We start from the raw sequence: 14,601 nt of genomic DNA, 5'->3' as shown, positions 1-14,601 counted from the left end.
CGGGCGGTGTCGTCAGACTTGCCCCATGATGGCTGTGCGCCCAAGGATGTCGGTCAAAGCGCCCGGCGAGCGTGGCTGGCGGATCGCCCTGACCGGGGCATCCGCGACAGCTCTGCCCGGACCGTGCCGCTCGTCCAGGAAGGATTAAGGATGGACCCCAAAGCCCGCATCTTCCCGCCGGTTCCCGGTTTCGAAAATGGCGCCGCCTATATCGACGGCCGCTTCATGCCCGTAGGAGAAGCAGCGATTCCGATCATGGATTCAGGCTATCGCCGGTCGGACGTGACATATGATGTGGTTGGAACCGCCGACGGCAATTTCTTCCGCCTCGACGATCACATCGCGCGCTTCCACCGCTCGCGCGAGGAATTGCGGATGTATCCGCCGGAATCGGACGAGGATCTTAGGGCGATCCTGAACAAGCTGGTGGCCCTGACCGGGCTTGCGAACACCTATGTCTCGATGGAGTGCCTGCGCGCGGCGCCGCCCCCGGGCAAGACCCGCCACCCGTCGAACTGCCGCAGCTACCTGGTCTGCTTTGCCTCGCCCTGGGTGTCGGTCGCGACAGAGGAAATGTTCGACCGCGGCATGCACCTGATCATTTCCGAGGTGGAGCGGATCTCTCCCAAGGCGGTGGATCCGACGGTGAAGAACTTCCACTGGGGCGACCTGACCCGCAGCCTGTTCGAGGTCGAAGACAAGGGCGGCGACTATGCTCTGTTGCCGGATGCCGACGGGAACATCACTGAAGGAGCGGGCTTCAACGTCTTCATGGTCAAGGGAAAAACTGTTTCCTGCCCGGCCCGCGGGGCGCTCGAAGGGGTGACCAGGAAATCCGTCTTCGAACTCTGCGCCGAACTGGGCCTGACGGCCGAGGCACGGGACATCACCGCACAGGAATTCCGCGACGCGGACGAGATATTCACCTGCACCACGGCGGGCGGGATCATGCCCGCCTCTCGCATCGACGGGCGGATCATGAACAACGACCGGCCGGGCCCGATCTCGACCCTGCTGAAGGAAACGTTCTGGGCGAAACGCGCCGAAGGCTGGCACGCGACACCGGTCGACTATAGCGTGGCCGAGGCTGCGGCATGATCATCGTCACGGGCGGAACCCACGGGATCGGGCGGGCCACGGCGGAACGGTTGGCGCGGGACGGGAATACCGTCCTGATCGCCGGGCGGGACGAGGAGGCGGGGCAAGCGGTGGCGGCGGCAACGCCCGGCATCGCCTTTCAGCGCACCGATGTCGGGTCGGATGACGAATGCCGGGCGCTGGTCGACACCGCGCTGTCGATGGGCCAGGGCAAACTGACCGGCCTGGTGAATAACGCAGGCTTCGGCGAACGCCACGACTTCCTGAAGACCAGCGCCGACGATTGGGACCGGGTCATGAACCTGAACGCGCGCAGCGTTTTCCTGATGACGCGGCTTTGCATCGAAGGGCTGATCGCGGGGCAGGGGGCGGTGGTCAACGTCGCCTCGGTCGCCGGGCACCTGGGCGAGGAAAACCTGGCGATCTACACCGCGTCGAAGGCCGCGGTGATCGGGATGACCCGGGCGCTGGCGCTGGAGCTGGGGGCGAAGGTCCGGTTCAACGCCGTGTGTCCGGGGCAGGTTGCGACGCGGATGATGGGGGCGATCCTGAACGACGAGCTACGCCGAAAGCCGATCGAAATGCGAATCCCGCTGGAACGCTTTGCTGGTCCGGACGAAATCGGCGATGTCATCGCCTGGCTGCTGTCCCACGACGCGCGCTACGTGAACGGGGTCGTCCTGCCCGTCGACGGCGGCGAAACGGCCGGTCTGAGAAACCCGCGTCAGGCGTGCTGACGCGGGGATCGGTATCGCGTCCCGGGCAGACCGGGACGCAGGCCATCAGCCCTGAAGCAGCTTGATCAGCTCGGGCATGAAGGCGCCGCCATTGCCCTTTTCGATCTGGCCGTCGACGACGGTCTTCACGCCCGCGGCGACTGCGGCCTCTGCATCAAGATCGCTGGCCATCTGGCTGTAATACGCCACATCCTTGGCCGCGTTCGACACGGTGAAGCGCATCTGGTCCAGCGCGCCGTCGTCCAGCACGTAGGGCGCGACCCGTTCCAGCGCCACGCCGCTGCCACCGCCCTTGCGCAGGCAGTCGACCAGCGCGCCCATATCGACGCCGCCCTTCTGGGCGCAGGCGAAGACCTCGGTCAGCAGTGTCACGCTGCCCAGCGAAACGATGTTGTGCAGAAGCTTCAGCTGGTGCCCGGTGCCCGTGGCCCCGGCATAGAAGATGTTTTCCGCGAAGGCGCCCAGCATCGGCCGCAGGCGGTCGACCAGTTCCGGTGCGCCGCCGACCAACAGGTTCAGGCGGCCTTCCTCGGCCTCTTTCGGCGTGCGGGTCATTGCGGCATCGACGAAATGAGCGCCCTGCGCTTCGACCTGTGCGGCCAGCTTCTGGGTGGATGCAGGGATCGCGGTGGAACAATCGACGATCACCGTGCCGGGCTTCAGCGCCGCCAGAACGCCGCCGGACCCGATCAGCACATCCTCGACCTGGGGCGATCCGGTGACGCACAGGACTACCACGTCGCAGGCTGCAGCCATGTCCGCGGCCGAGTTCCATTTCACGGCGCCCGCCGCATCCAGGTCATCCGTCGGCTGGTTGCCCGGATGGTCGACGTAATTCAGCGCCCAGCCTTTCGTGACAAGGTTCTTCGCGATCCCGTGGCCCATCAGGCCCACGCCGACAAGTCCGATCTTCTCCACCAGTCCACCTCTTTCTTGGGTCATCATCCGGGACCTGCGCCCCGGCACGGTCTTGACGCCCCACATCGCCAATGTCGAGGGGCGAAGGACCCACATCCCGGCTCCGCCACACACTTAATTAACATAAGGCAAGTTCTGGGTTGCTGTGCATTCAGGCAGGCTACGAGGCAGAGACTGTTCGGGCGGCCGGGCCTGACCCATCCTGTTCTGCAGGATGAAAATGTGGAACGGAACGACGATTGAGGGACAGATTGTTTGGGCTCTTGCCTGCCTCGTGATCTGGGCAAGACATACGGCAAGCCAAAGTCCGAAAGGCCAACGGTGCAGCGGAGGTCGCGATCTATGGTCGTCTTAGGGGAATCGCATGCGTCCGACGCCAGAACTCACTGGTCCTCGACACGTCCAAGAAGCGTCTGTTCCGGTTCATTGAATTTATTTATTTAGGGGGGCCGTACGCCCGTTCAAACCAGAGGCTGACTGACGTCGCCATTTGGACTGCTGCGGAAACAGCCACAACGAACAGGCGCGTACCGGAGCGCTCGAAACGCGGCGGGACGCAATACCCTTAAGTATGCCCTCTGCCCGAGAGGGCAGAAGCGTGGCCGATACTAGGGTCAGGAAGTTCGGGCGCTCTTCCGAGCGCCCGATAGGCCGAGGTCAGGCCAGAGCGATATTGACCGCATTCTGGCGACCGTCACGGCCGGATTCCAGATCGTAGGTCACTTTCTGGGCGTCGGCCAGGCCGGTCAGACCCGAACGCTCGACAGCCGAGATGTGGACGAAAACGTCCTTGCCGCCGGATTCCGGCTCGATAAAGCCAAAGCCTTTGGTAGTGTTGAACCATTTCACGGTGCCAGTGGCCATGTCCGTGTCTCCTGTTCTGGTGTCGTCCACAGGATGCGACGACCCGGCAAAGTCAGTCCGTATCGATCAACTGAGAGCCGGTAGACGGAGGCAGAGGTTCGAAAGAAACTTCTATAGCGCTCTCATTATGCACCCAGACGGCCCTCAGGGCAAGATGGCAAGCGTCTTTTCTGTTTGGGTGCAATCCGCAACGACCACAGGTTGCGATTGACAATATCAGAGTCCAGCCCCATGTGTTTGGGCAGACACAGTTTCGTTGTCTCCGAAGTCATGAACCCTTCGCCAGGCGTGGGGCCCCGAACGCCGCAGATGCAGGCGAAACTTCAGACAAGTCGCTTTGGAAGCCCGCGGGCCGGCGGAACTCTGGAACCGAGAGTTCTGTGCGGTCGTCCCACGAAGGGACCGTTCGCACCGGTGCGGCCCGACCACCCTATCGCTTGCCACCATCTTTGCAGGCCACAGCCGGGTCAGTGAATGACCTGAAAGAGGATCAATGCTTCGTCCGAAGAACGCCGCCGGAATCGTGCGGGCCGTGCGCGGTCTGGCCGCCTTGCTGCTTGCCGCGGCGCTGGCGCTGCCCGCTTCGGCCCAGGACGGGACCGGAACGCCGCCCGCAAATGCCCAGCCGCAGCGCTATGGCAGCGGGTGGGACTGCGATCGGGGTTATCGCGAAAAGGACCGGGAATGTGTTCCGATCGCCCTGCCCGACAACGCCTATCCGACGGGTCGATCCTATGGTTCTGGCTGGGAATGCAAGCGGGGATTCGAACAGGCCAAGGGTGACATCTGTGCCCCGATCCGGATGCCCGAGAACGCGTATCTGGAGGAAACCGGTTATTCCTGGCGCTGTGACCGCGGCTACAGGCGCAATCGCGACACCTGCGACGTGATCGTTCTGCCGGATCGTGCCTTCCTGTCCGATTCCGACAGCGGGTCGGGCTGGGAATGCGACCGCGGCTTCTTTGTCGACGGCGACATGTGCAGCAGGATCGAGGTTCCGGAAAACGGCTATCTGACCAATGCTAGCTATGGCCCGGCCTGGGCCTGCGAACGCGGGTTCCTGAAGGCAGGCGACCGATGTGACCCGGTCGTCGTGCCGGAAAACGCCTATCTGACCAGCGACTCGTTCGGGCCCGGATGGCGCTGCAACCGCGGCTTCGACGCCAGGCGCGGCGAATGTGTTGCCGTCGCCCTGCCCGACAATGCGCATTTCGACCGAAGCGGTAACGGCTGGCGCTGCGATTCCGGCTTTCGCCAGGACGGCGCCCGCTGTGTGCTGGCACGGTGACGGCCCGTTGATGGATCGTCGCGACAAAAACCCGACAGGGCCACGATTTGGAAAACGCACAAGGAGACCGACATGCGCGTAAGCATCGGCTGCCGCCTGAACTACAGCTTCTCGCAGCCGACGCCGCTGATCGCGATGCTGAACGTCCACTATTCGCGCTTTGGCGACCTGGAACGCGCAGACCATCTGGTCGCATCGCCCAGCGTGCCGCTGGAAAGCTATCGCGACAGCTATGGCAACTGGTGCACGCGGATGGTCGCGCCGGCCGGGGACTTCACCCTGTCGACGGACGGAGTGATCCGCGATTCCGGCGAGCTTGATCCGGTGGCGCCGGGCGCTGCGCAGCATCCGGTCGAGGAACTGCCGTTCGATACTCTGATCTTCCTGCAGGGAAGCCGGTATTGCGACACGGACATCCTGTCGGACCAGGCCTGGCGACTGTTCGGGGAAACCTTGACCGGCTGGGCGCGGGTGCAGGCCATATGCGATTTCGTGCACGGGGCCATCGCTTTCGACTACATGCAGGCCGATGCCACGCGGACGGCGTCTCAAACCCTGTCCGGGGGTCGGGGCGTCTGTCGCGATTTCGCCCACCTTGCCATCGCGTTCTGCCGCTGCGTGAACATCCCCGCCCGCTATTGCACCGGATACCTGAGCGATATCGGCCTGCCGGAACCGCATCCGCCGGGGGATTTCGCGGCCTGGATGGAAGTCTTCCTGGACGGCCAGTGGTGGGTCTTCGACCCGCGCAACAATGCCCGGCGGACGGCCCGGATCCTGATGGCCCGGGGCCGGGATGCGGCGGACGTCGCCCTGACCCAGACTTTCGGCCCCAATACCCTGACCGCATTTGATGTCTGGACGGACGAGGCACCGCCGCTTTCGCCGGACCACGGCACACCGGGCTGATCTCTGCCGCGGCCATCAGGGACCTGCGGCATCGCACATATTGCCCAGGATCCCACCGGGGGTCCGGCATCCGAAACACTGTCCGGGAGGACCGACAATGACCGCACCGACCAAGACCAGCCGAGTGTTTCAGCAGCCCCTCAAGCTGAACAGCGCCCTGAAGATTCGGCCCCAGGGTCGCTACCGGATCGAGGTTCGCCCACCGGCCAGCGCGGGCCTGCACACGGGCCTGCTACCGCCGGTCCGGATGAACGTTCCTCCACGCCAATCACACCCGGTCCAATCTCAACCAGGTCCGTCGCCTATCCAGACCGATCCGCTGAAAGGGCAGGAACAGGACCCCCCGCGCGGCGAGCGTGCCCGGAACGCCGAGACGAAGACTTTCCTGAACGAAATGCTGACCGATCCTCTGATCCGGCTGGTCATGGCGGCCGACGGCGTCTCGGAGGCCGAAATCCGCATGCTCTACGATGGCAGCGGCACACATTACGGCAGCCCCGCCATCACCGGGGGAGCCTGCGCATGACCAGGGAAAACGAAACCTTCCCGGAGCGGGACAAGGCAAAGAAGGACATCCCGGCACAGCGGACCTGCCTGCGCTGCCAGTCGTCGTTTGCCAGCGACGGCTTCGGGCAACGGATCTGCGCACGTTGCAAGGGATCGTCCGTCTGGCGCAGCGCGGCACCGTCCGGGTTCGGCATGGATCGCCGCCGCGTCTCCGGCGGCGCGTCCTAGGTTCGGCACATGCCCAGGATCGAGATCCGCCACCGGACGGCCTATCGCTACGGAGCGGCCGTCACATTGCGGACGCACCGGATGATGCTGCGCCCGCGTGAAACCCGCGATCTGCGCCTTATCGCTTTCGATCTCGACATCTCGCCCGCGGCAGAGGTCGTCTGGTCCCACGATGTCGCGGGCAATGCGGTGGCAACTGCGACCTTCGCCTATCCCACCGATACGCTGGTCATCCAATCGCGGATGATCGTCGACCTGACGGCACCGACCTGGCCTGTCTTTTCCATCGCGGCCTCGGCGACCGAGTTTCCGTTCCGCTACTCCTCCGACGATCTGGCCGATCTGGGTCTGCTGACCCTGCCGCAATATGCCGATGTCGCCGGCCGGCTGGCCCGCTGGGCCGACGGTTTCATCCTGTCCCGGCCGACGGACACGCTGTCGCTGCTGAAGGACATCGCCAACGGAGTCAGCAGCGCCGTCTACTATCAAAGCCGCGAGACAGAGGGCACGCAGGGTCCGCTGGAAACGCTGGATCGCGGCTGGGGCTCCTGCCGCGACTTTGCCGTTCTCTTCACCGAGGCCGTGCGCACCCTTGGTTTCGGCGCGCGCCTGGTTTCGGGCTATCTCTACGATCCGAACAGCAGCCACCTTGGTTCGGCCGGGTCCGGTTCGACCCATGCCTGGGCCGAGGTCTTCGTTCCCGGCGCCGGCTGGATCCCCTTCGATCCGACCAATCGCTCTGTCGGTTCTGCCAATCTGGTCCCGGTCGCCGTGGCGCGACGGATCGAACAGGCCGCCCCCGTGACCGGCAGCTATTTCGGAACAGACGGCGGATTGCACGAGATGGACGTCGTGGTGGACGTGTCGAGCTGACCTGCCCCGCCTGTCACGGGCGCCTTCATGTCCGGGCCGATGCCGCCGTACAAGACCCGCGGGCGACAGCATCCCGTTCCGCGCAAGCCTGCATTTTGGATGCCGGAACGCCCGGTGGACTCGGACATATCCCGGCGCGCTTCTCTGTAACCCCTGCAGATGCCGGATCCGGTCCGTACAGTCCCAAGCTGGTCAAAAACCTGTTGGCAACAGCCTGATCAAGGTCGTTCCCCGAACGGTTCATGAACGGTCCGAATCGTGGGCGTGCGGGGGAACCAGCCGGACGGTGCAGATGACCTGCCCGCCCCGAAATGGCCCCGGGTCCGATCAGGCCGCCGGTCCCTGATCCCAGAGCGCCGCCCCCACAGCGGCATCGCCGAAAAGCGGGCCCGTCCCGATGCTTTCGACCGTGCCGTCGCCCTTGCGCACCAGAAACAGGGCGTCGAGCCCGTGCGCGCGCGCCTTGGCGGTACCTTTGTCGACCCCCAGAACCATCAGCGCGGTGGCCCAGGCATCGGCTGTGGCGCAGGTCGCGGCAACCACGGTGACCGACGCGGGCGACGCGACCAGCGGTGCGCCGCGGGCGGGGTCCATCGTGTGCGACAGGCGCTTTCCCCCGATCTCGACCCAGTGGCGATAATCACCGGAGGTCGCGATGGCCGCATCCTCGAGCGTTACGACCGAATGGACGCTGCGACGGCCGGCATCGGGTGCCTCGACCGCGATGGACCAGGGCGTGCCGTCCGGGCGCAGACCCAGAGCGCGCATTTCGCCGTCGATCCCGACCAGGGCCTGTGTGATGCCGTGGTCGCGCAACGTCTCGGCCAGCCGGTCGACGCCATGGCCCTTGGCAATGCCGTTAAGGTCCAACGCGATCGGGGCGGTCTTGCAGACCTCGGTTTCGCCGAAGACAAGCGTTTCGCTGGCCGGGCGGCGGGTCGCCGACATGGCGCGCCGGATACCGTCCGGCGTGGCGGCATCGGGACCGAAACCCCAGGCAGTCACCGCATCCCCCAATCCGATGTCGAAGGCCCCGGCCGACGCCTGTCCGATCATGACGCCAAGCCTCAGAACCCCGATCAGGCCGGACGCGCACGCGACCCTGTCGCCGACCGGCGCGGCGTTGAGGCGCATCAGGGCGCTGTCCGGCCGCCATGTCGACATCTGGGCATCGACCTCCTCGACGGCGGCCTGCAGGGCCAGGCGCACCGGTTCCGGGTCGAAACCCGGCGGCATGAAGAACAGGGCCGACCAGCGTGTGCCCATGGTCGGTCCGTTCAGGGCGTGCCGGTTCAGGTCAGTAGACATCTTCGACATAACGTCCCTCGGCTTTCAGGCTGGCCGGCGTCAGGTCCAAGGGGCGCAGGATTTCTGTCAGGGCCTCGGCCACGCCGGCGGCCATCCCCCGCCCGCCGCAGACCATCACCCGCGCGCCGTCGCGGATCAGACGTGCCACTTCGGCCGCTTCTGCCCGCAGCGCGTCCTGCACGTAAAGCGGCTTGGCCCCGCGCGAGACAGCGGTAACAAGGCGCGTCAGACGGCCGGAGGATCGCCAGCCAGGCATGTCCTCGCCATAAAGGAAATCGCTGTCGGGGTGCCGCATTCCAAAGAAAAGGTACAGGGGGCGGTGCTGCGCATTGGCCCGGATCATGCCTGCAAGCGGCCCGATTCCGGTGCCGGCACCGATCAGGATCAGCGGCGCGGTGCCCCGTCCCGGCCTGAAGGACGGGTTGCGGCGCAGGAAGGCCGGCACGGTATCGCCCGGTCGAAGCCCCGTCAGCTGGCCCGAACACAGGCCACCCGGCTGTTTCCTGACCACGATCTCCACGAACCCGTCCCGGCGGCCAGAGGCCAACGAATAAAGACGCGGAACAGCCGAGCCTTCCGGCAGGACGCCCAGCAAGTCCCCCGCGACGAACCGGGCGAACCCTGCCCCGGTCAGCCGCTGCCAGACCGTCCGGGTCGGCAGGGCAAAGCGCAGGATCGCGGTCGGGGCCTGAACCCCAGCCCCATAGTCGCGGCGGGACACCAGGGTCAGATCCACGGTCCCGGGTGCGACCGGCCGGTGCGAAAGCTCCAGTTCTATTCCCATGGCCTGCCCAAGGGACCGGCCCCAGCGTGCAAAATCCTGTGGCGACTGGCGGTCGACGGTGTCGTAGGTCACGCATTCGGCCCATCCCCCGTCGCGCGCGGCCCTGGCGACGTCTTCGGCATAGGCGCAGAAGGCCGGGAAGCTTCGGTCGCCGAACCCCAGAACGGCAAGCGGAACGCCGGGGGGTGCACCGAGCCCGGCAAGCCGGTCGCGGAACCCCCGGGCCGACGCCGGCGCGGCACCGTCGCCATAGGTGGCCACCAACAGGATGATCCGGGCCGCCTTGCGATAGCGTCCGGGGTCGAAGGCCGACATGGGCCCGACATGCACGGTCTGTCCCGCCTTTGTCAGCGCGGCATGAAGCGTTGCTGCGAAACCCCAGGTGCTGCCGCCCTCGCTGCCGACAAGCACGATGGTTTCGGCGGCAGAGGCCGGATGGTTACCCCGGATCCGGAGGCGCCCGCGCCGTCCGGCCAGCCAGATCGCGATGCCGGTTGCGCCCAATGCCGGCACGCCAAGCGCCATCAGCCCAAGCACGATCGCGACCGGTGCCGCGCCTTCACCGGTGTGAAGCATGTAGATCGTTTCCGAGATCCGGTCCCAGCCCGACAGGTCGGCCCAGGCCAGCAGATCCCCCGTGCCTTGATCGAAGTACCCGGTGCCCCGGTCGGTCTGAAGCGTGAAGACATCCGTGGCGTCCCCCGGATAGGGATAATTCAGTTCGCGCAGATCCGGGACCAGCGTCTCCGACAGCAGGGCGACGCCGCTCGGGGACACCCCGGTCAATCCGCTGACCTCTTCCGGAAAGGCGGGGCCGCCGCGGGTATCCGGCAGGAGGCCGAATGTCGACGCGGTCATCCACAACGCAGTGACCGACGAAAACGCAAGCCCGGCAATGGCGACTCTTGCGATTTCCACGTGCAATCGCCCGGCCAGCGGACCGCGCAGCCGGGTGAACCAGAAGCGCAGGCCGCCGGTCCGCCGTGCCACAAGCGCCACGCCGGAGATCGCAAGGACAAGCATCGCCGCCGCCCCGCCCGCCATGGCGATGCGCCCACCGTCGCCCAGGAACAGCGACCGGTGCAGGACCGTCATCCAGCGCCTGAAGCGGTTCGGATCGACATCCGCAACGCCCCGGCCGGTCGCCGGGTCGATGACCGCCGACCCGGGCGTGCCCGCATCGAACCAGTAGGCCGTGATCCGGCCCGACGGTGCGCGGCGGATCTGTTCCACACCCGGATAGGCGATCTGTATCCTCTCGGCCAACGCAGCCACCGAAAGCCCGGGATCGGCCTGCGGAGCCGACAGGCGCTCGGCCGCGGGAAAGATGGACAGGACCGCGCCGCTCAGGGCCAGCACGGTGACCAGCGCCAGCGCGATCAGCCCCGGCCAGCGGTGAAGCGCACGGATCATCCCCAGGCCCCTTACATGTCGTAGACGAAGGAAGAGATGTAGCGGCGCCCCGCAACCGGCGTACCGGAGTTCCCGGTTGTCAGCGGCACGGCAATCTCGTTCGGGCTGTCGCGCATGTCTTCGACCGCCGCGTCGATGTGCAGGGTATAGCCCGCGTCGAACAGCGCATCCGCCAGGTCCAGCGTGATTTCGAGCGTGCGGCCCTGCCCTACGCTGGCCCCGGTGATGCCGTCGACCTGGGAAGTGTCACCGCCGGTGGCCCGATACCAGCCGCTCAGGTGCTTGTAGTATTTCGACTTTCCCCCTGCCATCCAAAGACTGCCGGCATAGGCACCGGACTGGTCCGTGACGTAGAGGGCAAGATAGGCCCCGTCGCCTCCGTAGGTGTTCAGGGTGGTTGTCATGGTCACCGGGCGGGCCAGCGCCAGAGCGGGGGCCGTCAGGGCGGTGCCAAGGGCAAGGGCAGCCAAAAGCGGTTTCATCGAAGTTCTCCGTGCCGGGTATGGTCATGCGCGCGCCGTGATGGGGTCCGCGGCAGCGCAGCGTCGATCAGTTCATCTGAACCTTGGGCGGGGCGCCGTTGCCGAACAGCCCGTTCTGCGGCGGGGCGACGGAGCCCGCAGGTGCGGGGCTCTGGGCGCTGCCATAGCTGTCATCATCATCATCATCATCGTCGTCATCCTCGTCATCGTCGTCATGCCCCATCCGGAACTTCGACAAGAACCCGCGCCCATGATCGTCGTCTTCGTCTTCATCTGCGCTGGCAAGGATCAGGGACCCGCCTGCAACCGCGTCATCCGCCAATGCGTTCGGGTCGTGCTCTCGGGACGTCGCCATCGACTGCACGGCCGCCCAGGACGGGACGCCGACGGCGGCAGTCAGGGTCGTGGACACCAAGAGAAAGGTCAGGGTCTTCTTCATTGCAGGTCTCCTTTCATCTGCTGCGATCAATCTGGAGACCGGACCTGAGCGCTTCCTGACGGGCCGCCACTTTCCGCTTCAGCTTTGCGTCAGGAAAGAATGACCCCGCCACGGGGCGGGGCAAGGCGGGGCGCGGGGCACAGGCGGCCGGGCGAAATCCGGGGAACAAGGCGCATGGGACGGGTGGACCGGAGGCTGTCCGGGCGCTGCATCAGTCGTCGTCGCGCCCTTCGCGTTTGCCGTGCCCGTCCTCGTATTCGATCTTGATGATGTCCAGTGTGCCGGGATCGACCTTGACCTCGATCCGGCGGCCCTGTGCATCGCGGCCTTTGATTTCGTAACAGCCGTCGTCGATCTTGATCCGCCGGATGGTCCAGCCGTTCTGCCCCGCCATCTGCTCGACCGCGCCGCGCGGTTTCCAGTCGGCCATCGGGACAAAGCAATCGTCGCCGGCCATCGCAGCGCCGGCGGGGAAAACCGCCAGAAACCCGATCGTTGTCAATGCCTTCTTCATCGGCCAAACTCCCTGCAGCGGCTTGGTGGCCACCATCCTTAAAGGTCAAAGCTGACAGCAGCCTGAAGCGGTTTGGGGCCGGTCTTCAGCCTGTCGTCAGCCAAGTCGATCACATTGTGGCCAAGTTGCAGCGGAACGGACTTCATCATGCGCATCCTTCTGATCGAGGACGACACGGTTCTGGGTGCGGCGGTCCGGGACCAGATCGCCGCGGACGGCCATTCCGTCGACTGGGTGCAGCGGCTGGATATGGCGACCGACGCGGAACGCGGGGCGTCCTATGACCTGATCCTGCTGGACCTGATGCTGCCCGACGGCCGCGGCATTCCCTTCCTGAAATCCCTGCGCGGGCGCGGAAGCGTCACCCCTGTCATCATCCTGACCGCGCTCGACCAGGTGTCGGACCGGATCGAGGGGCTGAACGCAGGCGCCGACGACTATCTGGTCAAGCCCTTCGACCTGGCCGAACTCTCGGCGCGGATCGGGTCGGTCGCACGGCGCTACAGCGGCAACCCGAACCCGATCGTGACCCATGGCACCCTGTCCGTGGATCTTGCCGCGCGCAGCATCCGCCGCGACGGCCGGCCGGTGCAGCTGACGGCGCGGGAATGGGCGCTTTTCGAAGCCTTCCTGTCACGCCCCGGCCAGCTTCTGTCCAAGGCCCAGCTGGAGGAGAAGCTCTATGCCTTCGATACCGAGATCGAGAGCAACACGATCGAGGTCCATGTCAGCCGCCTGCGCAAGAAACTGGGGGCCCAGGTCATCGTGACGGAACGCGGCATGGGCTATCGGCTCGGCAACGGATGACCCTGCCGCGCAGCCTTCAGTCGCGGGTCGCCCTGTCGGTCGGCTTCGTTTTGGCGGTGCTCTGGATCGCCGCAGCCAGCACGACGGCCTTTCTTGTGCGACGCGAACTGGACGAGGTCTTCGATTCCGCCCTGCGCGAGACGGCCGAGCGGATCCTGCCCCTTGCGGTCGCGGACATCATCGACCGGGAAGAGGAAGGCATCACCCAGAGACTGTCCCCGATCCGGGCCCATGACGAATTCTTCACCTATGTGGTCCGCGACGACATGGGCCGTGTGCTGGTCGAATCTCATGCCGCGGATTCCGGGGTCTTCCCCCCCTGGGACGGGCCTGGATTCCAAGAAACGGCGACGCACCGGCTTTACAGCGACGAGGCGCTGCAGGGCACGGTCCGGATCACCGTCGCGGAACCGCTGGCGCATCGCCGGTCCGTCGCTAGGGAGGTGCAATTCGCCCTGGGCCTTCCACTTCTGATCCTTCTTCCGCTAGCGCTTGTCGCGATCGCGGTGGCAGTCCGCAACAGCCTGAAGGCCCTGCGTCATTTTCGCCAGCGGATCCAGAGCCGGGGGGTGCGCGATCTCTCGCCTTTACCGACCGATGACCTTCCGTCCGAAATCTCCCCTGTAGCCGCCACACTGAACGATCTGCTGGATCGACTGCGCGAAGCCTTCGAGGCGGAACGGAGTTTTGCCGCCAATGCCGCGCACGAACTGCGCACACCCCTTGCAGGGGCCATCGCACAGGCGCAGCGACTGCAGTCCGAAACCGCCGACGACAGCGCACGGGCACGGGCCGCCGACATCGAGACGACCCTGAAGCGACTGACCCGCCTGTCCGAACGGCTGATGCAGCTGGCCCGCGCCGAGGGCGGGCGGATGACCACCGACATGCCGCAGGACCTGTGTCCCATCGCCCGGCTGGTGATCGACGATATCCGGCGGGCGGGTCACGCCGACCGTATTGCCCTGTCGCTGCCCGATGCACCGGTCCTGTCGCTGCTCGACCCGGATGCCTTCGGGATCATCTGCCGGAACCTGGTCGAGAATGCCCTGCGCCACGGCACTGCGGACGGAAAGGTCGAGGTCACTCTGACCGCGGGTGGCCGCCTTGTCGTCGCCAACGACGGCGTGGCCCTGCCCCCGGACCTGCTCGACAGGCTGACACATCGCTTCGAACGGGCCGCATCGACCGCCAAGGGCAGCGGCCTGGGCCTGGCGATCGTCGCGGCGATAGCCGAAAGGGCGGGCGGAACCCTGACTTTCGCGTCCCCAAGGCCGGGAATGGATGCCGGGTTCCAAGCAGCGGTCAGCCTGCCCTTGTATTCCGGATAGCACTGCCGCACGCCCCAGGACACGGGGAATGGTACAGGACCGATCTTGGGAAGACTGCGTTCCGCCCGCGCGACGACACGCCATTGCGACGGGACCGCTGC

16 protein-coding genes are annotated in these 14,601 nt (G+C 66.0%); 9 read left to right on the top strand and 7 right to left on the bottom strand.

All coding sequences use genetic code 11. The features are described 5' to 3' along the window. Nucleotides 1–150 precede the first annotated feature (150 nt). Both FQK05_RS17845 and FQK05_RS17840 read left to right on the top strand, forming a co-directional pair. Entirely contained in the window at nucleotides 151–1,098 is a 948-nt protein-coding gene (locus tag FQK05_RS17845; protein WP_158969366.1) for an aminotransferase class IV, read from the top strand. Continuing rightward, a complete protein-coding gene (locus FQK05_RS17840) occupies nucleotides 1,095–1,835 on the top strand; it encodes an SDR family NAD(P)-dependent oxidoreductase (RefSeq protein WP_158969364.1) in 741 nt (246 codons plus the stop codon). Before FQK05_RS17845 ends, FQK05_RS17840 begins: the two co-directional genes overlap by 4 nt. A 45-nt stretch (nucleotides 1,836–1,880) precedes the next feature. Here the strand turns inward: FQK05_RS17840 and FQK05_RS17835 are convergent, their stop codons facing one another. Together FQK05_RS17835 and FQK05_RS17830 are read right to left on the bottom strand one after the other, a co-directional pair. Further along, nucleotides 1,881–2,777 carry an NAD(P)-dependent oxidoreductase gene (locus FQK05_RS17835; RefSeq protein WP_199252703.1) on the bottom strand — a complete coding sequence of 299 codons (897 nt, stop codon included), beginning with the start codon at nucleotides 2,775–2,777 and terminating at the stop codon, nucleotides 1,881–1,883. 633 nt (nucleotides 2,778–3,410) lie between these two features. Continuing rightward, nucleotides 3,411–3,617, bottom strand: coding sequence for a cold-shock protein (locus FQK05_RS17830; RefSeq protein ID WP_158969362.1), 207 nt, complete (start codon nucleotides 3,615–3,617; stop codon nucleotides 3,411–3,413). Between the two features lie 493 nt (nucleotides 3,618–4,110). Here FQK05_RS17830 and FQK05_RS17825 point away from each other — a divergent pair, with 493 nt between their 5' ends. From FQK05_RS17825 to FQK05_RS17805, 5 genes are all read left to right on the top strand, one after another. Beyond that, nucleotides 4,111–4,905 carry a hypothetical protein gene (locus FQK05_RS17825; protein ID WP_158969360.1) on the top strand — a complete coding sequence of 265 codons (795 nt, stop codon included), beginning with the start codon at nucleotides 4,111–4,113 and terminating at the stop codon, nucleotides 4,903–4,905. Nucleotides 4,906–4,977: 72 nt separating this feature from the next. Further along, nucleotides 4,978–5,814, top strand: coding sequence for a transglutaminase-like domain-containing protein (locus FQK05_RS17820; RefSeq protein ID WP_158969358.1), 837 nt, complete (start codon nucleotides 4,978–4,980; stop codon nucleotides 5,812–5,814). Between the two features lie 97 nt (nucleotides 5,815–5,911). Continuing rightward, the gene (locus tag FQK05_RS17815) at nucleotides 5,912–6,340 is read left to right on the top strand and encodes a hypothetical protein (protein ID WP_158969356.1); all 429 of its coding nucleotides are present in this window, start codon (nucleotides 5,912–5,914) and stop codon (nucleotides 6,338–6,340) included. Beyond that, complete coding sequence (locus FQK05_RS17810) at nucleotides 6,337–6,549, top strand: hypothetical protein (RefSeq protein WP_158969354.1); 213 nt, start codon at nucleotides 6,337–6,339, stop codon at nucleotides 6,547–6,549. The genes FQK05_RS17815 and FQK05_RS17810 overlap by 4 nt, the downstream gene beginning before the upstream one ends. A gap of 9 nt (nucleotides 6,550–6,558) precedes the next feature. Continuing rightward, entirely contained in the window at nucleotides 6,559–7,422 is an 864-nt protein-coding gene (locus tag FQK05_RS17805) for a transglutaminase family protein (protein WP_158969352.1), read from the top strand. A 327-nt stretch (nucleotides 7,423–7,749) separates the two neighbouring features. Here FQK05_RS17805 and FQK05_RS17800 read toward each other — a convergent pair whose 3' ends face one another. From FQK05_RS17800 to FQK05_RS17780, 5 genes are all read right to left on the bottom strand, one after another. Continuing rightward, nucleotides 7,750–8,739 (bottom strand): FAD:protein FMN transferase, encoded by a 990-nt coding sequence (locus FQK05_RS17800; protein ID WP_158969350.1) that lies wholly within the window; start codon nucleotides 8,737–8,739, stop codon nucleotides 7,750–7,752. Next, nucleotides 8,720–10,927 (bottom strand): PepSY domain-containing protein, encoded by a 2,208-nt coding sequence (locus FQK05_RS17795; protein ID WP_158969348.1) that lies wholly within the window; start codon nucleotides 10,925–10,927, stop codon nucleotides 8,720–8,722. The genes FQK05_RS17800 and FQK05_RS17795 overlap by 20 nt, the downstream gene beginning before the upstream one ends. 11 nt (nucleotides 10,928–10,938) lie before the next feature. Then, entirely contained in the window at nucleotides 10,939–11,409 is a 471-nt protein-coding gene (locus FQK05_RS17790) for a DUF2271 domain-containing protein (RefSeq protein WP_158969346.1), read from the bottom strand. 67 nt (nucleotides 11,410–11,476) lie between these two features. Beyond that, nucleotides 11,477–11,848 carry a hypothetical protein gene (locus FQK05_RS17785; protein ID WP_158969344.1) on the bottom strand — a complete coding sequence of 124 codons (372 nt, stop codon included), beginning with the start codon at nucleotides 11,846–11,848 and terminating at the stop codon, nucleotides 11,477–11,479. Nucleotides 11,849–12,059: 211 nt separating this feature from the next. Beyond that, nucleotides 12,060–12,362: a PepSY domain-containing protein gene (locus tag FQK05_RS17780; protein ID WP_158969342.1), complete on the bottom strand. Its 303-nt coding sequence runs from the start codon at nucleotides 12,360–12,362 to the stop codon at nucleotides 12,060–12,062. 147 nt (nucleotides 12,363–12,509) lie between these two features. Here FQK05_RS17780 and FQK05_RS17775 point away from each other — a divergent pair, with 147 nt between their 5' ends. Beyond that, nucleotides 12,510–13,169: a response regulator transcription factor gene (locus FQK05_RS17775; RefSeq protein ID WP_158969340.1), complete on the top strand. Its 660-nt coding sequence runs from the start codon at nucleotides 12,510–12,512 to the stop codon at nucleotides 13,167–13,169. Beyond that, nucleotides 13,166–14,500 (top strand): sensor histidine kinase, encoded by a 1,335-nt coding sequence (locus tag FQK05_RS17770; RefSeq protein WP_158969338.1) that lies wholly within the window; start codon nucleotides 13,166–13,168, stop codon nucleotides 14,498–14,500. Before FQK05_RS17775 ends, FQK05_RS17770 begins: the two co-directional genes overlap by 4 nt. The last annotated feature ends 101 nt before the right edge of the window (nucleotides 14,501–14,601 follow it).

It is taken from the genome of Chachezhania sediminis, from assembly GCF_009765275.1.
Taxonomy (GTDB): Bacteria; Pseudomonadota; Alphaproteobacteria; order Rhodobacterales; family Rhodobacteraceae; genus Chachezhania; species Chachezhania sediminis.
This window is presented reverse-complemented; position numbering and strand designations above follow the sequence as displayed.